At 28.8% G+C, this 21,703-nt stretch carries 25 protein-coding genes; 23 read left to right on the top strand and 2 right to left on the bottom strand.

Annotation, left to right across the window (positions count from 1 at the left end; all coding sequences use genetic code 11):
- Positions 1 to 145: 145 nt before the first annotated feature.
- From minC to ABDZ60_RS10170, 18 genes are all read left to right on the top strand, one after another.
- Complete coding sequence (gene minC, locus ABDZ60_RS10255) at positions 146 to 787, top strand: septum site-determining protein MinC (RefSeq protein ID WP_016207989.1); 642 nt, start codon at positions 146 to 148, stop codon at positions 785 to 787.
- A 17-nt stretch (positions 788 to 804) separates the two neighbouring features.
- Positions 805 to 1,599, top strand: coding sequence for a septum site-determining protein MinD (minD, locus tag ABDZ60_RS10250; protein ID WP_016207988.1), 795 nt, complete (start codon positions 805 to 807; stop codon positions 1,597 to 1,599).
- Positions 1,600 to 1,615: 16 nt separating this feature from the next.
- On the top strand, positions 1,616 to 1,876 hold the full coding sequence (gene minE, locus ABDZ60_RS10245; protein WP_016207987.1) for a cell division topological specificity factor MinE: 261 nt from the start codon (positions 1,616 to 1,618) through the stop codon (positions 1,874 to 1,876).
- A gap of 290 nt (positions 1,877 to 2,166) precedes the next feature.
- The gene (rodA, locus tag ABDZ60_RS10240) at positions 2,167 to 3,294 is read left to right on the top strand and encodes a rod shape-determining protein RodA (RefSeq protein ID WP_016207986.1); all 1,128 of its coding nucleotides are present in this window, start codon (positions 2,167 to 2,169) and stop codon (positions 3,292 to 3,294) included.
- Between the two features lie 245 nt (positions 3,295 to 3,539).
- Positions 3,540 to 3,983 carry a hypothetical protein gene (locus tag ABDZ60_RS10235; protein ID WP_016207985.1) on the top strand — a complete coding sequence of 148 codons (444 nt, stop codon included), beginning with the start codon at positions 3,540 to 3,542 and terminating at the stop codon, positions 3,981 to 3,983.
- Positions 3,984 to 4,047: 64 nt separating this feature from the next.
- On the top strand, positions 4,048 to 4,896 hold the full coding sequence (locus tag ABDZ60_RS10230) for a site-2 protease family protein (RefSeq protein WP_016207984.1): 849 nt from the start codon (positions 4,048 to 4,050) through the stop codon (positions 4,894 to 4,896).
- A gap of 233 nt (positions 4,897 to 5,129) precedes the next feature.
- On the top strand, positions 5,130 to 6,983 hold the full coding sequence (locus ABDZ60_RS10225) for a TIGR03960 family B12-binding radical SAM protein (protein WP_016207983.1): 1,854 nt from the start codon (positions 5,130 to 5,132) through the stop codon (positions 6,981 to 6,983).
- Positions 6,967 to 7,668: a TIGR03936 family radical SAM-associated protein gene (locus tag ABDZ60_RS10220; protein ID WP_016207982.1), complete on the top strand. Its 702-nt coding sequence runs from the start codon at positions 6,967 to 6,969 to the stop codon at positions 7,666 to 7,668. The genes ABDZ60_RS10225 and ABDZ60_RS10220 overlap by 17 nt, the downstream gene beginning before the upstream one ends.
- Positions 7,669 to 7,681: 13 nt before the next feature.
- Positions 7,682 to 9,130: an Rne/Rng family ribonuclease gene (locus ABDZ60_RS10215; RefSeq protein ID WP_343777936.1), complete on the top strand. Its 1,449-nt coding sequence runs from the start codon at positions 7,682 to 7,684 to the stop codon at positions 9,128 to 9,130.
- 131 nt (positions 9,131 to 9,261) lie between these two features.
- Positions 9,262 to 9,573: a 50S ribosomal protein L21 gene (gene rplU, locus ABDZ60_RS10210; protein ID WP_008676723.1), complete on the top strand. Its 312-nt coding sequence runs from the start codon at positions 9,262 to 9,264 to the stop codon at positions 9,571 to 9,573.
- Positions 9,574 to 9,578: 5 nt separating this feature from the next.
- Positions 9,579 to 9,953 carry a ribosomal-processing cysteine protease Prp gene (locus ABDZ60_RS10205; protein ID WP_047001656.1) on the top strand — a complete coding sequence of 125 codons (375 nt, stop codon included), beginning with the start codon at positions 9,579 to 9,581 and terminating at the stop codon, positions 9,951 to 9,953.
- 1 nt (position 9,954) lies between these two features.
- Positions 9,955 to 10,254: a 50S ribosomal protein L27 gene (gene rpmA, locus ABDZ60_RS10200; RefSeq protein ID WP_008676729.1), complete on the top strand. Its 300-nt coding sequence runs from the start codon at positions 9,955 to 9,957 to the stop codon at positions 10,252 to 10,254.
- Between the two features lie 390 nt (positions 10,255 to 10,644).
- Positions 10,645 to 11,934 carry a GTPase ObgE gene (obgE, locus tag ABDZ60_RS10195; RefSeq protein WP_047001655.1) on the top strand — a complete coding sequence of 430 codons (1,290 nt, stop codon included), beginning with the start codon at positions 10,645 to 10,647 and terminating at the stop codon, positions 11,932 to 11,934.
- 11 nt (positions 11,935 to 11,945) lie between these two features.
- Positions 11,946 to 12,242, top strand: coding sequence for a YhbY family RNA-binding protein (locus ABDZ60_RS10190; RefSeq protein ID WP_016207978.1), 297 nt, complete (start codon positions 11,946 to 11,948; stop codon positions 12,240 to 12,242).
- A gap of 9 nt (positions 12,243 to 12,251) precedes the next feature.
- Positions 12,252 to 12,869, top strand: a complete 618-nt coding sequence (gene nadD / locus ABDZ60_RS10185; protein ID WP_047001654.1) for a nicotinate-nucleotide adenylyltransferase — start codon at positions 12,252 to 12,254, stop codon at positions 12,867 to 12,869.
- A 32-nt stretch (positions 12,870 to 12,901) separates the two neighbouring features.
- On the top strand, positions 12,902 to 13,468 hold the full coding sequence (yqeK, locus tag ABDZ60_RS10180; RefSeq protein ID WP_016207976.1) for a bis(5'-nucleosyl)-tetraphosphatase (symmetrical) YqeK: 567 nt from the start codon (positions 12,902 to 12,904) through the stop codon (positions 13,466 to 13,468).
- Between the two features lie 56 nt (positions 13,469 to 13,524).
- A complete protein-coding gene (locus ABDZ60_RS10175) occupies positions 13,525 to 14,877 on the top strand; it encodes an LCP family protein (RefSeq protein WP_343777929.1) in 1,353 nt (450 codons plus the stop codon).
- Between the two features lie 73 nt (positions 14,878 to 14,950).
- Positions 14,951 to 15,853: an RluA family pseudouridine synthase gene (locus ABDZ60_RS10170; RefSeq protein ID WP_343777927.1), complete on the top strand. Its 903-nt coding sequence runs from the start codon at positions 14,951 to 14,953 to the stop codon at positions 15,851 to 15,853.
- A gap of 50 nt (positions 15,854 to 15,903) precedes the next feature.
- Here the strand turns inward: ABDZ60_RS10170 and ABDZ60_RS10165 are convergent, their stop codons facing one another.
- Complete coding sequence (locus ABDZ60_RS10165; RefSeq protein ID WP_343777925.1) at positions 15,904 to 17,172, bottom strand: D-alanyl-D-alanine carboxypeptidase family protein; 1,269 nt, start codon at positions 17,170 to 17,172, stop codon at positions 15,904 to 15,906.
- Between the two features lie 158 nt (positions 17,173 to 17,330).
- Here ABDZ60_RS10165 and ABDZ60_RS10160 point away from each other — a divergent pair, with 158 nt between their 5' ends.
- The 5 genes from ABDZ60_RS10160 (at position 17,331) to rlmD (ending at position 21,073) form a co-directional block, all read left to right on the top strand.
- Positions 17,331 to 18,029 (top strand): helix-hairpin-helix domain-containing protein, encoded by a 699-nt coding sequence (locus ABDZ60_RS10160; RefSeq protein WP_343777923.1) that lies wholly within the window; start codon positions 17,331 to 17,333, stop codon positions 18,027 to 18,029.
- Positions 18,030 to 18,120: 91 nt separating this feature from the next.
- A complete protein-coding gene (locus tag ABDZ60_RS10155) occupies positions 18,121 to 18,336 on the top strand; it encodes a DUF350 domain-containing protein (protein ID WP_016207971.1) in 216 nt (71 codons plus the stop codon).
- Positions 18,337 to 18,574: 238 nt separating this feature from the next.
- Positions 18,575 to 19,243, top strand: coding sequence for a hypothetical protein (locus ABDZ60_RS10150; RefSeq protein WP_047001651.1), 669 nt, complete (start codon positions 18,575 to 18,577; stop codon positions 19,241 to 19,243).
- A 35-nt stretch (positions 19,244 to 19,278) separates the two neighbouring features.
- Positions 19,279 to 19,686: a hypothetical protein gene (locus ABDZ60_RS10145; protein WP_343777920.1), complete on the top strand. Its 408-nt coding sequence runs from the start codon at positions 19,279 to 19,281 to the stop codon at positions 19,684 to 19,686.
- A 19-nt stretch (positions 19,687 to 19,705) separates the two neighbouring features.
- Entirely contained in the window at positions 19,706 to 21,073 is a 1,368-nt protein-coding gene (rlmD, locus tag ABDZ60_RS10140; protein WP_343777918.1) for a 23S rRNA (uracil(1939)-C(5))-methyltransferase RlmD, read from the top strand.
- Positions 21,074 to 21,536: 463 nt separating this feature from the next.
- Here the strand turns inward: rlmD and ABDZ60_RS10135 are convergent.
- Positions 21,537 to 21,703 (bottom strand): ATP-binding protein (locus ABDZ60_RS10135; RefSeq protein WP_343778052.1); only part of this gene is annotated, 167 nt, incomplete at its 5' end.

Genomic DNA, 21,703 nt, shown 5'->3' with positions numbered 1-21,703 from the left:
ACCATGTTTTTACATGGTTTTTTTTATTTTACTATAAATTATGTAAATTATTGTTGTTAAATGCTATAATGTAATTGTATAATTATAGAATAGATAAATTAAATTTATAATTATGGAAACCTTAATTATTGGTGGAGGGTGGCCAATGAACGATGATAGAATTCAAATAAAAGGTACAAAGGAAGGTATCAATGCAACAATTGATATAGACAGATTTTTTAATTTTGATGATATGATAGAAGCTTTATTAAAGAAATTAACAATAGGAAAGGGCTTTTATAAAGGTTCGTCTATTAAAATAATAACAAATTTAAAAAGTTTAAATGAAAATGATATCTTGAAATTGAGAGGTATTTTATTTGAAGATATACAAATAAAAGATTGTACCTTTGAAGAAATAAAACAAACAGATCAAAAAGAAAATAAAATTTTTAATGGAGTATATGAAGGAAAAACTAAATTTATAAAGAAAACAATAAGAGGTGGACAATTAGTAAAATACTACGGAAATATTGTTATAATTGGCGATATTAATAATGGAGCTGAAGTTTATGCAGGTGGAAATATAGTTGTATTAGGTACAATTAAAGGTCAAGTACATGCAGGTGTAGGTGGTAATAAAAAAGCCATAATTTCAGCCTTTAATCTTCAACCAGAAATACTTCAAATAGCAGATATAGTTACTATAGCACCAGATGATGGAATAAAACCATCATATCCAGAATTAGCAAAGATTAAAGATAATATTATTGTGGTAGAACCATATTTACCAAAGAAATATATATAGTGTTGGAGGGAGAAAAAATGGGAATTTCTATAGTTATTACATCAGGTAAGGGTGGAGTTGGAAAAACAACAACTACAGCCAATATTGGAACTGCTTTAGCTGCACTAAATAAAAGAGTTGTGGTTGTAGATGGTGATACAGGTCTTAGAAATTTAGATGTTTTAATGGGACTTGAAAATAGAATAGTTTATACAATAACAGATGTTATAGAAAATAGATGTAGACTTAAACAAGCTTTAATAAAAGATAAAAGATATCAAAACTTATTCTTATTACCGACAGCTCAAACTAAGGATAAGGATGATATAAGACCACAAGATATGTTAAAAGTAATTAATGAGTTAAAGGAAGATTTTGATTATGTTTTAATAGATTGTCCAGCTGGAATAGAACAAGGATTTGAAAATTCTGTTGTTGGCGCAGACAGAGCAGTAGTTGTAGTAAATCCTGAGATAACATCTGTAAGAGATGCTGATAGAGTTATTGGAAAATTAGATGCAAAAGGGTTAGATGACCATGCAGTAATAATCAATAGATTAAATTATGAAATGACTCAAAGAGGGGATATGCTAGATGTTCCTGATATAATAGAAACTTTATCAATAGAACTTTTAGGAGTAGTTCCTGATGATAAAAACATAACAGTGTCAACTAATAAAGGTGAGCCGATAGTTCTTGATGAAAAGTCAATGTCAGGACAAGCCTTTAGAAATATAGCAAGAAGAATAAATGGTGAAGAAGTTCCTCTCTTAGATTTAAAAACAGGGGGAGAAGGATTCTTCGCATCATTAAAGAAATTATTTAAACGTTAAAAGGGGGGTATGAGAGGTGGAATTTTTTAAAAAGTTTTCAAATAAACCAACACCTAAAGAAGTAGCAAAAGATAGATTAAAATTAATATTGATACATGATAGAGGTGATTTACCTCACGAAACCCTGGAAAAAATAAGAATAGAGATATTAGAAGTAATATCTAAATATATAGAAATAGATGCTGAAGATGTTGAGATAGCTGTAAGTAAGCCAGAAAACGTTGAAAGAAATAATCCAGCTTTAGTGGCTAATATACCAATAAAAAATATAAAATAGTAATGGATTTGCTTTATAACAAATATTATAAAAATTTGATAATATAAAGTTGTTTATAAGATATATTACTAATTATTAGAAGTATAATAGAAAAAAGACTTTTATACGACATGAGACTTATATTTAATAGGTAGCATGTCGTATTTTATTTTTAATTTTTTTATATATATTAAATATTTAATATATACAATTAATAATTTCTTAAATTTTAATTATTTAATTAAATTATTATAGAGAAAAAAATGTTTTTTAGATATAATAAAACTTAGGTCAATATATGGAGGTGAAATATGTTATCAAAATTTAAAATAGATTTTAAAAAATTAAAGGAAATAGATAAAGTAATTTTATTTTCCATTATAGCCTTAATGATTTTTGGAATAATAAATATTTACTTAGCTAGTGCAGCTGAGTTTGGAAAGTTGTTTTTAATAAGACAATCAATTTGGTTTGTAGTTTGTCTAGTAGCTTTATATTTTGTTGTAGCAATAGATTATACATTATTAAAGTCATATACACCTTTGTTTTATTGGGGATCAATATTTTTACTAATAGTTACAATGTTTATAGGTACTGATATAAATGGAGCAAGAGGATGGATAAGACTTGGACCATTATCTTTTCAACCATCGGAATTAGCAAAGATGGCAACTATAATGATGCTTGGTAAAACACTAGAAGAGATGGATGGAACAATAAATGAGTTGAAAAACTTTTTGAAAATGGCTTTTTACGCTATAGTTCCAGCAGTATTTATAGTAATACAACCAGATATGGGAATGACCATGGTTTTATTTTTTATAGTCGTGGGTATATTTTTCATAGCGGGATTAGATTTAAGAATTATTGGTGGCGGAATTTTATCATTAATATTAGTTGTTGTATTAGCTTGGAATTTAGGGCTAATACAAAGTTATCAAATGAAAAGAGTAACTTCATTTTTAGATCCTGAATCAGATACATCACAATCCGGTTATCAGCTAAGGCAATCTCTTATAAGTATAGGGAATGGTGGAACTTTAGGGTTAAAAGGCTCAGTAACTAAAGAAAATTCAGTAGGTTATGCAGCACAATATGTACCAGAAGTTCAAACTGACTTTATTTTTGCAAGCATAGGAGAACAATGGGGACTAGTAGGAGCAGCATTTTTATTATTGCTTTATGGAATGTTAATTTCGAGAATGATAGCAATAGGAAGAACCGCTAAAGATACTTTTGGTTCAATAATTTGTGTTGGGCTTGTAGCATATTTTCTATTTGCTCTTATGCAAAATATCGGAATGACAATAGGACTTATGCCAATAACAGGTATAACGTTACCTTTACTTAGTTATGGTGGAACATCATTGCTTACTACTGTAATGTCAATAGGTTTGGTTTTAAATGTTGGAATGAGAAGAAAGAAAATATATTTTTAGAAGTGATAGAGTTATAGAAGGAATTAAACCTTTTATAACTCTTTTATTATTTCCTTTCTTAAGTTCTCAAGTGGGGACATATGTTAGGTTTCATTAACTTAGAGTGAAATGAGGTCATAAGTAAATTGGAATATGTTAACTTTTTACTAAATATAACAATTTAATGATTTGAAATTGTATTATAAATAGCATAAATTTTTAGTATTTAAAATATAAATACAATATTAAGAGTTAGGAGTGAGTTAATGGAAAGATATAGAGAGGAGTATAAAGATTATTATGATAAAATAAGAAGAAAAGTAAAAGGAAAAACACCAGTAAATAATAAGATTAACAGCGCAAGAGAAGATATATATCCAAGTGCTAGAAATGTACAGGATTTTACTTATCGAAGAGGAAGTTATGGTATGAATACAGCAAAAAAGAATATGGGATATATAGATAAGTTCATTCTTAGATTAATATGCACTTTTATATTGTTTTTGGCAGTTTTCACATTAAAAACTGTACCGAATACTGAAGCAAATAAGATTTATAAAATATGTAAGGGTGCAGTTACTAGTAATTTCAAATATGATACTTTACTAGTTGGTATGGAAAAGATGGGAATTGATTATAAAAGTGTATTTAATATTATAGAAGAAAAATATACTGATGTAATGGGCGAAATTAAAGAATTGGAATTATAAATTAAAGGATATTAAAAATAGAAGGTGATTTATAGAGAAGGTAGCAATTTTTAGGGAGATATAAATGAAGAGAGAGGCAAAAAAAATACTTGCAGAAATAATATTAATAATATTAGTTTGCAGTTATAATAGCATGTTTATATTTGCTCTTTTATGGGTATTCTTACATGAACTAGTACACATACTAGTGGCATTAAAGTTTGGTTGCAAATTTTATAATATCGAGCTTCATGTATTTGGAATGAGGGCAGATCTTTTAGATATAGATAGTTTAAAGAGTAGTCAAAAGATATTAGTTTATTTATCAGGAGCACTACTAAATATTTTTCTTGCAATTACTTTCTATACTATTAATATTAGATATAATACTAATTTTATAGAAACGAGTATGAATTTAAACATAGGTTTGGCAATATTCAATTTACTACCTGCATACCCATTGGATGGTTCAAGAGTATTTGAAATTCTTCTTTCAAAGAAAATGTTATTTAAAAAGGCTCAAAAAGTAATTAGTATAATTAGCTATTTTATAGCAATCTTATTTATGGTAATAGCAACTCTTATTTATATATTTCTACATAGTCTAAATATCAGTATGATTATAGGTGCGATAATCATAATATATATTACTAGAATAGAAGAGCACACTACAATGTATATAACTATGGGAAACATAGTTAAGAAAAGAAATAATCTTTTAAAGAATAAATATATAGAAAATAAAACTATATCAGTGTATTACAAGCAGGGGCTTGTTAATGTATTAGCTTTAGTTGATAGAAATAAGTTTAATACATTTTATATTTTAGACGATGATATGAAACTTATCTATATATTAAATGAAGATGAATTAATTGATGCATTAAAGGTTTATGGGAATATGACTTTGGAGGAGTATATAAATCGAAAATAAATTATATATTAGGATAGGATTTATTTATTAATTATTATATGATGAGGAATGGATTTACTTTTTAGAGGCATATATGCTAGAATAGAAAAGATACTGGCTATAGAAAATCAAAGAATGAAAGAATGAAAAAATTAAGGAAAAAAACTTATATGAGAGTTTTAAAATAAAATTATTAATTTTTTATGGCTGTCTTACGACAGCCATTTTGAATTCTCACTTTAGGAGGAAATATTATGAGAAAAATTACAGATCATATTTTACATAAGGTTGAAAAACCATCGAGATATGTTGGTGGAGAGTTAAACCAAGTAATTAAGAATCCAGAAGATGTTGACATAAGATTTGCATTTTGTTTTCCAGATGTATATGAGGTAGGAATGTCTCACTTAGGAACAAGAATACTTTATCATACAATAAATGAAAGAAAAGATACATATTGTGAAAGAGTATTTGCACCATGGCCAGATATGGAAGCTGAGCTTAGAAAAAATGAAATTCCCTTAATGACTCTAGAAACTAAAGATCCTATTTCAGAGTTTGATATATTAGGATTTACTCTTCAGTATGAAATGAGTTATACAAACATATTGAATATGTTAGATATGGCTAATATTACAATAAGAGCTTCAAAAAGAGGAGAAGATGAACCAATAGTTATGGCTGGTGGGCCTTGTGCATATAATCCAGAACCATTATATGATATAGTAGATTTCTTTGAGATTGGTGAAGGCGAAGAAATAATGAATGAAGTTCTTGATATTTATAAGAAGTATAAAGGTAAGGGAAAGAAACAGGAATTTTTAAGAGAAATATCAAAGATAGAAGGAGTATATGTTCCTTCTTTATATGAAGTTACATATAAAGACGATAAAACAATAAAAGAATTTAAACCTAAATTTGATGATGTTCCAGCTAAAGTTAAGAAAAGAATAGTTAATAATTTTGATAAGGTAGATTTTCCATTAGACATGATAGTTCCATATTCAGAAATTGTACATGATAGAGTTGTTTTAGAAACTTCAAGAGGATGTACAAATGGATGTAGATTTTGTCAAGCTGGAATGATTTATAGGCCTGTTAGAGAAAAGACTACTAATACATTATTAGATCAAGCAAGAAAAATGATAGATGCAACAGGATATCAAGAAGTATCTTTAGCATCATTAAGTATTTGTGATTATTCAGATATACAAAATCTTGTAAGCAACTTGATTTTAGAACATAGTAATAAAAATGTAGGGGTAGCACTACCATCTATAAGAGTAGATGCTTTTTCAGTTGATTTAATAAAGGAAATACAAAAGGTTAGAAAGACAGGATTAACTTTTGCACCAGAAGCTGGTTCCCAAAGAATGAGAGATATTATAAATAAAGGGCTTACAGAAGAAAGAATATTAGAAGCTACTAAAAATGCTTTCGAATCAGGATGGAGCACTATTAAATTATACTTTATGATAGGTCTTCCTTATGAAGAGATAGAAGATGCTGCTGGTATAGGTGAGCTTGCAGAGAAAATGGCAAATGTTTATTATGGTATTCCTAAAGAAAAGAGAGCAAAAGGATTAAAAATTACAGTAAGTACATCAATACTAGTACCAAAGCCATTTACTCCATTTCAATGGGCTCCAATGGCTAGACCGGACGAAATTTGGAATAAGATTGATGCAGTAAAAGGTGCAATAAAATCAAGAGCGATAAACTATAACTATCATGAGCAAAAAACTTCATTTATGGAAGCTGTTTTTGCAAGAGGTGATAGAAGAACTTGTGAACTTTTAATTAAGGCTTTTGAAAAGGGAGCTAAATTTGATGGATGGTCAGAGTACTTTAACTTTGATGTATGGATGGAAGCAATGAAGGAATGTAATATAGATGAAGATTTCTATGTATATAGAGATAGAAATTATGATGAAATACTTCCATGGGACTTTATAGATATTGGAGTAAATAGAAAATACTTAGAAATTGAAAATGAAAAAGCAAAAAAGGCAGAACTTACTCAAAACTGTAGAAAAGGTTGTACAGGATGTGGAGTAAATGTGAACTTTAAAGAAGGGAAGTGTTTTGAAGGTGCGTTATGTAATTAAATTCACTAAAGAATCTAGTATTAAATTTATATCTCATTTGGATTTAATGAGAACAATTCAAAGAGTTATAAGAAGAGCAAATCTTCCAATGGAATACTCAAAGGGGTTTAATCCACATATGGCATTATCCATAGCACAACCTTTATCGGTTGGAGTTTATTCTGACTCTGAATATATGGATATAGTTTTAGTTGAAGAATTAGAAGAGCAAGAAATAATAGATAAATTAAATTCTAAAACTGCATCTGGAATTAAATTTTTAAATGCAAGAAAAGTTATAACTAAAGAGGGAGAAAAGAAATTACCTCAAACTATGGCTTTAGTAGATGCAGCTAGATTTACTATAAAGATGATTTGTACAGATTCAAAGATAGTAGAAAATAAAATGGAAGAACTTATTAGTAAGACAGAATGGACTACTATAAAGAAAAGTAAAAAAGGTGAAAAAGAAGTAAATTTAAAGACTATGATAAAAGAAATGAAATATTGGATAAATGATGATGAGCTAGTTTTAAACGTACTAATATCATCAGGAAGTAGAGAACATCTATCGCCAGATTTATTAGCAGAGTATATAAAGAGTAATATTTGTGAAATAGTTGAAGATTCATTTATAGATATGAAGAGAGAAGAAATGTATGTATTAAAAGACGATAAATATATACCAATATATAAATGTATTTAGGGAAGTGTATCTTATGAGAGAAATTTTCATTGAAAGAGATGAACCACTTTTAAGAATTGCTATAAAGGATAATAATGTATTAAGTGAGTGCTTTGTAGAACAGCACTCTTCAGGACCTAAAATGGGAGAAATTTATAAAGGAAGAGTAAAAAATATAATTCCTGCAATAAATTCAATTTTTATAGATATAGGACTAGAAAAAGAAGCATACATGTATTTTAGCAATGAAATTAAAAGTGAAGGCATTAAAAAAGGCGATGATATATTAGTTGAAGTAGTTAAAGAACCAGTAAATAATAAAGGTGCTAAAGTAAGCAGAAATATAAGCTTACCAGGAAGATTTATGGTTTTAACCTGCGGTGAAAGGGGAATTAATTTTTCTAAGAGAATTAATAGTACAGAAGAAAAAGAAAGAATATTAAAAATAATTAATGATATAGATGGTTATGGTATAACTATAAGAACAGAAGCAGTTCATGCAAGTAGCGAGGACTTACTAGAGGAAAAGATAAATCTCTTATCTGAATTAGAAACTATTATAAGAAAATTAAGATATAGTTTAAAGTTAGGAAAAGTTTATGGAGAAAATATTATTCTAAATAAAGTTATAAGAGAAAATATAGGGAGCCAATGCAAGATAATCTTAAATCACGAAGAGGACTTAAATGAAGTCAAATCATTAATAGAAAAAAATAGTCAAGTAACTGTAGAAAAATTTGATGGTAGCAGAAGCTTATTTGAGCATTATGGTATAGAAAAGGAAATTTTAAAATTAAGACACAAAAAAGTAGCATTGAATTGTGGGGGAAATATAATAATAGATAAAACAGAAGCTATGTATGTTATAGATGTTAATTCCTCAAAGAACATTAAAGGAAGAAGCTTTAATAAAACAATTTTAGAAACTAACATAGAAGCTGCAAGAGAAATAGGAAGACAAATTAGACTAAGAAATCTTGCAGGTATAATAATTATAGATTTTATTGATATGAGAGACTTTTCACAAAAATCATTAGTTATGGATGCTTTAAAGGATTCTCTAAAACAAGATAAGGGTAATATAAAAATATTTCCATTTACAGAATTAGATCTTGTTCAAATAGCAAGGAAGAGAAGAGGAAAATCAATATATGAATATCTAGAAGAAGAATGTAAAAGATGTAACAATGAGGGTTACGTTCTTAAGTTATCATATATAGAAAAGCTAATAAGAAATGAAATAGTTAAATGCGAAGAAGAAAGTTCAATTAATTCATTTTATATAGAATTAGATAGAAATTATGAGGAAATGGTAAGAGAAGATATTTTCTCATTTTTAACTAATATAAACTCAATAAATAAAGAAATTTACTTGAATTTTATAGATGGAATTGAGGGCTATAAAATAGAACCTTTAATATTTAATAGCCAAAAAGAAAATATAAAAAATTTAAAGGTAAATGCCTATGAAAAATATGAATAAACTTCTTTACAAGCTACATAATAATATGATACAATAGCAAATGTTAAACCGCACATAAGAGGCTTTTATTTAAACAAAGTTAAATCTTTGTACCTCGGTTGGCGAGACCGTAATAAGAGGAGGTGTTTTTAATGTACGCAGTATTATCTACAGGAGGAAAACAATACAGAGTTCAAGAAGGAGACGTAATATTCGTTGAAAAACTTAACGCTGAAGTTGACTCAACAGTTGAATTAACAGAAGTATTAGCAGTTTCAAATGGTGATGCTTTAAAAGTTGGTACACCAGTTGTAGAAGGTGCTAAGGTTGTTGCTAAAGTTGTTGCTCAAGGCAAAGCTAAGAAAGTTACAGTATTCAAGTATAAGCCAAAGAAGGACTACAGAAAGAAAACTGGACACAGACAACCATACACTAAGTTAGTAATCGAAAAAATCGAAGCTTAATTATTATGATTAAAGTAAAGATTTTTAAAAAAGATAATTTATGCCTTGGATTTAAGATAAAAGGTCATGCCTTATCAAGAGCTGAAATAGAGAAAATCGGAGATGCTTATGATATGATTTGCAATTCGGTTTCAGTATTATCTCAAAGTGCTGTAATAGGTATTGAGGAAGTATTAAAGCTAAAAGTTAAGTATGATATAGAAGATGGTTTTTTACATATAAACTTATCTAATCTTAATAAAGAGGATATAGAGAAGTGCCAAGTATTACTTTTAACTTTTGAAAAAAGTATAGAAAGCTTGATACAATCTCTTAAATTAAGTTTTGGAAATGAAAAAGACAGTGAATATATAAGATTGTTGAAAGAGGAGGTGCAATAGTATGTTAATAATGAACCTTCAATTATTTGCCCACAAAAAAGGGGTAGGTAGCTCAAAGAACGGTAGAGATTCTGAATCAAAAAGATTAGGAGTTAAAGCTGCTGACGGGGAGTTCGTTTTAGCTGGTAACATTTTAGTTAGACAAAGAGGAACAAAGATTCATCCTGGAACTAATGTTGGTAAGGGTGGAGATGACACTCTATTTGCTAAAGAAGACGGAATCGTTAGATTTGAAAGAATGGGTAGAGATAAAAAGAAAGTTAGCATTTACCCAGTAAATGTTGAAGAAATAGCAGAATAATATTATTTTTCTAAAAAGCACCCTGTTTTAGGGTGCTTTATTTTGTAAGAATAAGAATGGGCAATTGACAATGAATAATATTTGCCCATTGTACACTGTCAATTGTCCATTAATTAAGGCATCTTCAAAAAATAAATAAGTCAGAATGCTCGTCTATTTTGTGTTATACTGCGTCAACAGAACCCTTAGATAGTGCTACTATCTGCGGATCTGTTTCCTTGTCTAACTCAAAATATACTTCTCATCTTTGACGTATTATTTATTTTCAGATGCCTAATAAGTTAGAAATTTATTTTAGTATGATATAATAAACATTAAGAATAATGAAATAATATAAAGTAAGTACGTGTTTATATTATTAATAATAAATTTAGAAAGATAGGTGATTTTATGTTTATAGATAAGGCCAAAATATTCGTTAAATCTGGAGATGGTGGAAACGGATGTGTCTCATTTAGAAGAGAAAAATATGTTCCGCTTGGAGGTCCAGATGGAGGAGATGGTGGAAAAGGTGGAAGTGTAATATTTGAAGTAGATCCAGGTTTAACTACACTTTTAGACTTCAAATATAAAAAGAAATTTGTAGCTGAAGTTGGTGGTAAAGGTGAAGGCTCAAAATGTTATGGTAAAGATGGAGATGATCTTCATGTTAAAGTACCAATGGGAACAATAATTAGAGACTTTGAAACTAATAAGATTATAGCAGACCTTTCACATAAAGATGATACTTTTGTTATTGCAAGAGGAGGAAAGGGTGGAAAGGGAAATTGTAAATTCTGTACACCAACAAGGCAAGCTCCACACTTTGCAGAGCCGGGTATGCCAGGTGAAGATAGATGGATTACTTTAGAGCTTAAATTACTTGCAGATGTAGGATTAGTAGGATTCCCTAATGTAGGAAAATCAACTTTCCTATCAACAGTAACTGCAGCGAAACCAAAGATAGCGAACTATCATTTTACAACATTAAAACCAAACCTTGGAGTAGTAAAAGCTGAAGGAATGAATGCTTTTGTAATGGCTGATATACCAGGAATAATTGAAGGTGCAGCTGAAGGAGTAGGTTTAGGATTAGATTTCTTAAGACATATTGAAAGAACTAGATTATTAATACATGTAGTAGATATATCTGGAATAGAAGGTAGAGATGCTTTTGAAGATTTTGTTAAGATAAATGAAGAACTTAAGAAATATTCAGTAAAGCTTTGGGATAGACCTCAAATAGTTGTAGCAAACAAAACAGATATGCTTTATGATGAAGAAGTTTTTGAAGACTTTAAGAAAAAAGTAAATGAATTAGGTTTTGATAAAGTATATAAAATGTCAGCAGCAACAAAATCAGGAGTTGAAGAAATAATTAAAGAAGCAGGTAGAATGCTTTCTGAAATTCCGATTAAAGATTTAGAAATAAGTGACGAAGAAAGATTTATACAAGAAGAAAAGAGATTTACATATGATGTATCTATCGAAGATGGAGAAGAAGATAACAAGGTATATGTAGTTTACGGTTCATTTGTAGATAGATTATTAAATTCAGTAAATATCCATGATGCTGATTCATTAAGATATTTCCATAAGGTACTAAGAAACAAAGGTGTTTTTGATAAATTAAGAGAAATGGGAATAGAAGATGGAGATATGGTAAGACTTAACGATTTTGAATTTGAGTATATTTTATAGGAGGATAAATAATGATAACAGGAAAGCAAAGAGCTTATTTAAGAGGGCTTGCAAATAACTTAGATCCAATATTCCAAGTTGGTAAAAATGGAGTAGAGGAAGCTTTTTTAACACAATTAACTGAAGCTTTAGAAGCAAGAGAACTTATTAAAATAAAGGTACTTGAAAATAGTGGTTTAGGAGCTAGAGAAGCATCAAATTACATATGTGAAAAAATTGGATGCGAAGGAATTCAAGCTATAGGAAGTAAAATAGTTTTATATAAAAAATCCTCAAAAAAACCTAAGATAGAAATACCTAATAAATAGAGAAGTTTTATGAAAAAGATTGGCATAATAGGAGGAACTTTTAATCCTATTCATTTAGCACATCTTTATATAGCATATGAAGCTAAATGTCAATTGAATTTAGATAAAGTGATTTTTATGCCAGCAGGAAGCCCGCCTCATAAGAAGAATGAGAGGATTTTAGAGGCTTCCTTAAGGTATAAAATGGTTGAGGAAGCTATAAAAAAATATGAGGATTTTGAAATAAGCAATTATGAAATAGAAAAGAAGGATTTTAGTTATACTTATGAAACCTTAGAATATCTACAAACGAAAGATAATGAATTATATTTCATTACTGGTGCAGATTGTCTTATAAATATAGAAAAATGGAAAAATCCAGATAGAATATTTAAAATTTCTAATTTAGTTGTATTTAACAGACCAGGATATGATAAAGAGCAATTAAAATTACAAAAGAATGAAATTGAGAAAAAATATAACACAAGTATTAACTTTTTAGATATAATGGACTTAGAAATTTCATCATCTATGATAAGAGATAGAATCAAGGAAGGAAAGAGAATTGACTTCTTCATTTCAAAAGAGGTTTTAGATTTTATTAAAAAAAATAATATTTATAACTATTGTGAAAATATTAAAGAGTGATGAAAGTACAATGATATTTAAGGAGAAGATATATGCTTAGTAAAGAAGAAATGAAAAGCTACCTTAAAGAGCATTTAACAGAAAGTAGATATAATCATACTTTAAGTGTGGTTGAAACTGCAATAAGATTAGCGCAGATATATAAGGTAGATAAAAATAAAGCTGAAATAGCAGCATTAGCTCATGATATAGCTAAGAATATGACTATATATGATTTAAAGTCCATTATAGATGAAAATAACATAAAATTATCATATGATGAAGAAAAAACTCCAGAATTATGGCATAGCATTGTTGGCCCTATAGTGGGGAAAAAGATATTTAAAATAGAAGATGAAGAAATATTAAGTGCAATGAGATGGCACACTACAGGAAGAGAAAACATGAGTAAGCTAGAAAAAGTAATTTATATAGCTGACATGATAGAACCAGGTAGAAGTTTTCCAGGGGTAGATTTAATTAGAAAAGAAAGTTTTAATGATTTAGATAAGGGAATTCTTCAAGGATTAACTCATACTATTAAATATTTATTAGATAAGGGTTTTCCTATTGATATAAATAGTATAAAGGCAAGAAATTATTTAGTACTTAACAAATAGTACTAAAATAGATTAAACTATTTAAACTATGAAAAAAATCAGAGAGGAATTAAAGGATGGGTAATAGGAGAGAAGATCTTGAAAGCGTAGAAAGAAAAAGGCCTTCTAGAGAAGAACAGATAAAAAGAAGGAAAATAGAAGCTAGAAAAAGAAAAAAGAAAAGGCAAAGAAGAAGAATTGCTATATCTATATTAACAGTTTTGTTAGTTGTTATACTTGGAACTGCCTTATATATATACAATTTTTTATCAGGGCTGAAAACTAATACATTAGGAACAGGTGTAGCACCAATATCATCACAAGATCCTATAAATATTTTAGTTTTAGGTATGGATATAGGAGATGTAGATAATCAAGGAAATAAATCTGGTAGAAGAAGCGATACTATAATGGTTTTAAATTATAATCCTAATACCAAAAAGGTTCATGTAGTTTCCATACCAAGAGATACTCTTGTAGAAATTGATGCTTATTTAGATAGCGGAGAATATAGAAGGTATTGGAAGATAAATACTGCATATGTTTTAGGCGGAGAAGAAGAAATAAAGACACACGTAGAAGACTTGTTAGGTATAAATTTAAATTATATAGTAGAAGTAGATTATACAGCATTTAGAAGCATAGTAGATGCTTTGGGCGGAATAGAAATGAAAATAGAACAAAATATGTTTTATGATGATGATGGGCAAAACCTTCATATAAACTTTAAAGCTGGCGAAACTGTTTTATTAGATGGAAAAAAAGCAGAAGAGTTCTTTAGATGGAGAAAAAATAATGATGGTAGTGGAGGAGATGAAGGTGATTTAGGTAGAATCAATAACCAACATCAATTCATTAGTAAAGTTATTAATAAAGCTTTAAGTCCAAGTATAGTTTTTAAGGCTCCCAAAATATTAGAAGCCATAAGTCAAAATGTAGATACTAATATCCCAGCTAAGAATTTGATATCTTTAGGTATGAAGATTATGAGATTAAAGCCAGCAGATATTATTATGACAACTCTTCAAGGAGAACCAGAATATATTTATGGAGAATCTTTTTTAATTGCTGATAAAGAAACTAATAGGGAATTAATAAATGCATTAAATGCAGAAAGTACTTCATCAGCCCCAATTATAACATCAGTGAATAGAGAAGAGTTAAAGGTGTTAGTATTAAATGGAACAAAGATAGATGGGTTAGCATCCAGTGCAAGGGATACATTACTTTCACTTGGATATACAAATATAGAAGTTGGAAATACTGACAATATAGAAAAAAGCGTAATAGAAACCGATAATAAGGATTTAAAAGATTTACTAAAAAATGATATTGGCATTGAAAAGTCTGGAAAGATAAGTAAGTCTGAGTATAAAGAATATGATGCTGTAATAGTTTTAGGTAAAGACTATAACTTATTTGGAAACTAAACAGGGCTGTCGCAGAAAGCTATTTATGTAAAAGGTAGAATTGTGCGACAGCTCCTTTTCAATAGGAGGAAAAATGAGTACTATAAAAAAAATTGTTTCAAAAGAATTTGAAGGAAGAAAAATCAGAGAATTTTTAAAAGAGGAACTAGGATTATCTTCTAGGCTAATTAGAAGTGCATCAATAGATAAAAGAATTTTCGTAGATAATAAATCTGTAAAAATGAACTATGTACTAAAAAGTAATGAAAAAGTATTAATTGATTTAGTTAAAGAAGAAACACAAAATATAGACCCTGAAAATATACCAATAGATATTATATATGAAGATGAAGATATAATAGTAGTTAACAAAAGTCCCAATATGGTAGTCCATCCAACTAAAAGATATCAAAGTGGTACTTTAGCTAATGCTTTGATGTACTATTTTAAGGAAAGTAACCAAAAATGTATAGTTAGATTAGTAAGTAGACTAGATATGGATACCTCTGGGCTTATTATAGTAGCTAAAAATCAATATGCACATATGGAGTTATCTAAAGAAATGACTTTAAATAATATTGAAAAAAGATACCTTACAGTAGTTCATGGACATATGGCTAAAGAAGAAGGAACTATAGATTTGCCAATATATAGACCAGAAGAAGAAGGGACTATAAGAAGAGTTATTGATGAAAGAGGGCAAAGAAGTATAACTCATTATAAAGTCATAGAAAGATTTAAGGATTCGGATTTAGTTGAATGTTTATTAGAAACAGGAAGAACTCATCAAATAAGGGTTCATTTAAGTTCATTAGGTCATCCAATTTGGGGAGATACACTATATGGGAATGAAGAAGACGGAGAAATTATAAGTAGGCAAGCACTCCATGCATATGGTTTAGACTTTAAATCTCCAAGAACTAAAAAAGAATTAAAGCTTAGAGCTAATATTCCAGAAGATATAGCGAAATTAATAGAATATCTAAAAGAAAAATAAAAAAAGAGTATGCTAAAAAATTATTTTAGCATACTCTTTTTAAAAAGAATTTATTTAAAACTAGGACGGTTTTTTCTAATATTTTTTCTTCGTATTGATAATATTATGTAGCGAATAAGAATAAACAAAACAATTAATACTGCAACAATAACTACAATGCTACTAGGGGTATTAATAAAAGAAGAAAATTTTTCTTCCATCTTAATTTTAGTATTATATTCTCTATCAGCACCACTAATTAAGTCAACTGAAGAAATTGTTTCGCCATTAACATTTATTTTAGCTTTAAAAAGATTTTCTCCCTTAGAGATACTTTGCTTACTAATGTCCTTTTTCAAATAGTCTATAGTGTATGAAGGAATCTTTTCAGCTTTAGATTTTGTATAATATAAATCATCTTTAGCAAGTAAAGGAATAGAAATCTCATCATTAATTTTATATGTATCAAGTACATCATTTTTATTTATAAGTTTTATAGTTTCAAAATTATCAAAGCCATAATCAAATAATGGCCCTATATTTGTATAAAAATTATCCTTATCAGTAGCATTTAAGAAGGCAGATACTAAGAATTGTCCATCTTTCATTGCTGTAGCTGTATATGTATGATTGGCTTCTGGAGTATATCCATTTTTACCAACATAAGCATATTGATAGTAATAAGGTGTATATTCGTTAAATAACTGATTTCTATTTGTAGCCCATTTTTCACTACCATCAGAAAAGGGATGATTAACATATTTGTGAGATTCGGTTTGTGCAATTCTCACATAATCTTCATTTTGATATGCAGCTTTCATTATTAGGGCTAAATCATAAGCTGTAGTAATATGACCATCCTCATGTAACCCACTAGGATTTTTGAAATTTGTATCTAAAGCGCCTAATTCTTTAGCTTTAGCATTCATAAGTTTTGCAAACTCTTCATTAGACCCAGCGACATGTTCAGCTAATGCTTCAGCACAATCGTTTCCAGATTCTAATAAAAGTCCAAGCATAAGTTCTTCAATGGTATAAACTTCCCCTTTAGCTATACCAATAGCAGATCCATCAACTAAGGTTGGCTTCTCACCAATTGTGACTTTATCTGTTAATTTAGTATTTTCAAGAACTACTAATGCAGTCATAACCTTAGTTGTTGAGGCAGGCTCATATTGAGTATGCTCGTTTTTAGAATAAATAACCTTACCTGTTCTTCCATCCATCAATACTGCACCCTCAGAAAAGACTGGAGGCAATTCAGTAGCTTTTACGGCAACAGTAAAAATACTACTTACTAATACAGTGGATAGGAATAGTCTCTTTATAAAATTTATCATATTAAATCTCCCACAATATATTTATTACAATAGATAAAAATATTTTAACAGAAATAAAGACATCATTCTATAATTTATAAATATTTAGAATAAAAATAGTTAAAATTTTAATAAAAAGTTAATAATTAAAATGAGTATTTATCAATTAGAGGTGTTTTATGGATAAAAGAATAGAAAAAATTGTAACTAAAAGAAATATAATTTTATTATTAATTGTATTTTTATGTATAACTACATCCTTCATTTTATATGGGAAAAATAAATCTAAGGTTTTTAAGGATGAATATATGAAAGATATTTTTTTAGATGAAGAAGATGATGTTTATAAAAATGAAAATAGTATTGAAGTTAATACCAAATCCGAAGTAGCTTCAAATAATGAAGAAAAGTCAGTAGCTAATGCAACTAATAAAAATATATTTGTTGAAATAAAAGGGGAAGTAATAAAACCAGATGTATATGAGATTAGTGAAGGGAGCATTATTAGAGATTTAATAAATAAAGCAGGAGGACTTACTAGCGAAGCTAATATAGATAAAATTAATAGAGCGGATAAGCTAAAAGCAAATCAACTAATAATAATACCCAATAAAAATGATTCTCTAAATGCAGGAAGCAATCTTGGAACTGGAGACATATCTAATTCAGTACAAGCAAATGAAGATGACGTAATAAACATTAATACTGCAACTTTAGAAGAGCTTCAAAAAATAAGTGGAATAGGAGAAGTTAAAGCTAAAGGCATAATTCAATATAGAGAAAAAAATGGAGGATTTAACTCAATAGAAGAAATTAAAAATATAGATGGGATAGGAGAAAAAACCTTTGAAAAGATGAAGGATCAAATTAAAGTATAATATATAAAATTTAGAGGCTACTATATTATAGAAATAATATTTGTGATAAAATTAATTATATAATTATCTATGATAAAGGGGGAAGAAGGGAATGGATATATTTTTAAACACCATTATGAATCTAGGATTAAGTTTGTTATTTGGAGCAGTTGGAATATTAGTTTTAGTAGTTGGATACAAAATATTTGATGCAATTATACCAGCTGATTTTAATAAAGAACTTGAAAAGGGGAATGTTGCAGTAGCAATTTTCTTGGCTGGAGCTTTAATTGGAATAGCAATAATAGTATCACAAGTAGTAAAATAAATATAAAATTTATAAAGTATTCTTAATGATAACTTTAAATATGAGCTGGCTTAAATCAGCTCTATTTTTATGTAAAAGTCTATAATAAATTGTGAATTGTTAATTGTGAATTGTGAATTGTTTAGTATGTGGCAGTTATGTGACAGAGACTTTTAAAATAATTTCTTTAATGTTATAATAAAATGAATTTAGGAAAACATACAAAAGACAATAAAAAAAGATCCTAGGGGGGATTAATATGTTAAAAAAGGTTTTACTAATATTAGTTTCTGGAATAATGGCAGCATCATTAGTTTCTTGTGGTAATTCAAAGAAGCAAGAAGTGAGTGAAACTAAAGAACCAGTAAAAGTTGAAGAAAAGGTATTTATAGGCGAAGGTGAATGGGCAAGTGATTATACAAAGGATCAAGTATCTGTACTAAACAGTGAAATTAGTACAAGAATAGAAGATGTGGCTAGATTTTATGACTTAGAATATTCAAAAGAAGAAAAAGTTAAAGAATCAAATGGAGAAACAATAAATGATAATAACATATATGTAGATAATTTAAATCCAGAACCAAATAGAATGGAAAGTATGTACTATGGATTTAAAATGTATGGAGAAGATATGGCTAGTGGAAGCTTAAATTTAAAAATAGGCTTTAAACTAGATGTGGATCAGATAAAAACAGAAGATAAATTTAACTTTGAAGAAACTTCCATAGCAGAATTTTCAGAGGCTATGACTAACAATCCTGACAGAGATTATTCAGAGTTAGATAGCCAAATAAAAGATATAATTATAAATAAAAATGCAGAAGGGACTATAGAAACAAATTTAAATGGGTTAGTAGAAACTATAACAATAAAAGATGATTTCTTATTGTATAAATTAGACTCTAAGAAATATGATTTTAAGAAGTAGTACATATTTAATTTATAATTTAGGAGGATATAAAATTGGTAGATAAAGAAGAAGTAGAAATGGTTAATAATGAAGTAGAAGTTGGAGAGGCGAATAAAGAAGAAGCAGGCAATTATATTAAAGATAACAAGATAATTGATGCTGTAGATGAAGACACAATTGTAGAAAAGCATGAGGCTGGAATAGTAAAAGATCAAGATGGGAAAGTAGTTAAATTTATAAAAAGAGTTTTAGCTACTACTATGGATCAAATAATATCATTAGCACTTGCACTAGGTTTGCTGCTATTATTTGATGGAATATTAAAATTAACAGGATTTTATATAGCGTCAAGACAACCAATGTTTTTAATAATGTATGTTATAGCAAATATACTTTATACTCCAATTTGTGAATCAACAAAGCTTAAAGGAACTATAGGAAAAAAGACAATATTAAAATAAACTTTAATTAGGAGATAGCATGAGAAAAGGAAGTACAGTACAAGTCAGAATAGATAAAACAGAATTCCCATCTGTTGGAGTAGGGACTCTAGAAGGAAAAACCATATATGTAAAAGGAGCTTTTCCTGGACAATTAGTAAGTGGAAGAGTAAAGAAAAAGAGAGAAAACTTTGCAGAGCTAAAGCTTATGTCAGTAGATGAAAGAGCAGATTATGAGATAGATGCTCCTTGTGAATACTTTGGAGTTTGTGGTGGATGTACATCACAAAACCTAACTTACGATAAACAAATAAACTTATTAAGTGAAGAAGTTAAATCTTTATTTAATGATGCCAATATACCTATGGGGGACTACCTAGGTGTTGTAGGTAGTAAAGAGCAGTGGGAATATAGAAATAAAATGGAATTCACCTTTGGAGACTTTGAAAAGGGTGGAGAATTAACTTTAGGCATGCACATGAAAGGAAAATCCTTTGGGATCATAACTGTTGATAAGTGCTTAATAGTTGATGAAGATTTTAGAACAATAATAAGAGAAACTGTTAATTATTTTAAAGATAAAGAATTGCCTTATTATAGAGTTATGAAAAGAGAAGGTTACTTAAGACACCTAGTTATAAGAAAAGCAATAAACACTGGTGAATTAATGGTTAATATAGTTACAACAACACAAATAGATTTTGACTTAACAGAATATGTAGAAATACTAAAAGTACAAGATTACAAAGGGAAATTAGTATCTATATTACATACTGAAAATAATTCCTTTTCTGATGCTGTAATACCAGAAAAAGTAAATTTGTTATTTGGTAAAGATTATATAACAGAAAACTTATTAGGTTTACAATTTAAAATATCACCATTTTCATTTTTCCAAACTAATACAAAGGGAGCAGAAAGCCTTTATAGTATAGTTAGAGATTTTATGGGGGAATCCAATGATAAGGTAGTATTTGACCTTTACTGTGGTACAGGAACAATAGGGCAAATTGCTGCATCAAATGCCAAAAAAGTAATAGGAATAGAACTTATAGAAGAAGCAGTAGAAGCAGCCAAAGAAAATGCCAAACTAAACAATTTAGACAATTGTGAATTCCTAGCAGGAGATGTTACAGAAATAATAAAAACAGTTAAAGATAAACCAGATATTATAATACTAGATCCACCAAGAAGCGGTGTACATCCAAAAGCATTAGAATACGTAATTAAATTTAATGCCAAGGAAATAATTTATGTATCATGCAATCCAAAAACCTTAGTAGAAAACTTAAAGGATCTAATAGATGCAGGATACAAAGTTATACAAAGCACAGTTAAAGATATGTTCCCTAATACACCACATGCTGAGGTAGTTGTTCGACTTACGAGGACCGAAGAGACGAAGTAAGCCGTTTACAACTACCCATGCAAGGATTGCCAAAGAAAGCGAACGAAGTGAAGATTGATTGGCAGCAATCTACTGCTGAGGTGGTTGTTCGACTTACGAGGACCGAAGAGACGAAGTAAGCCGTTTACAACTACCCATGCAAGGATTGCATAAGAAAGCGAACAAAGTGAAGATTGATTGGTAGCAATCTACTGCTGAGACGGTTGTTAGGATAGAGATAAAATAGGCTGTTATCAAAGGCTTTAAAGGTTTTTAAGTAAATATTGAAGTGTGTTTTATGTTCCCTCAGACTTAGGTTTGGGGGAACTTTTGCGTTAGGGGTCTAACTTTTACGCAGAACTGGGGACATTTGCGTAAAGGTTTGTGTTTTGCATATTTGCTTATGAAGATAGGAAAAAACACCCCCTTCATATAAATGTCAAGCTAGAAATGTAACCTTTTGATCATTTAAGAATGTAGTTTTTTAATCTTCTTCTTGCTTAAAATGATCTTTCAATCTATAAGAGTTACCATTAATTGTAACGACATGAGCGTGATGTAAAACTCTATCTAAAATAGCACTAGCTATAACAGCATCATAAAAAATATCATCCCAAGAATTAAAATTTATGTTGGTAGTTAAGATGGTAC

This window comes from Clostridium sartagoforme (assembly GCF_039521405.1).
Classification (GTDB): domain Bacteria; phylum Bacillota; class Clostridia; order Clostridiales; family Clostridiaceae; genus Clostridium; species Clostridium sartagoforme.
This window is presented reverse-complemented; position numbering and strand designations above follow the sequence as displayed.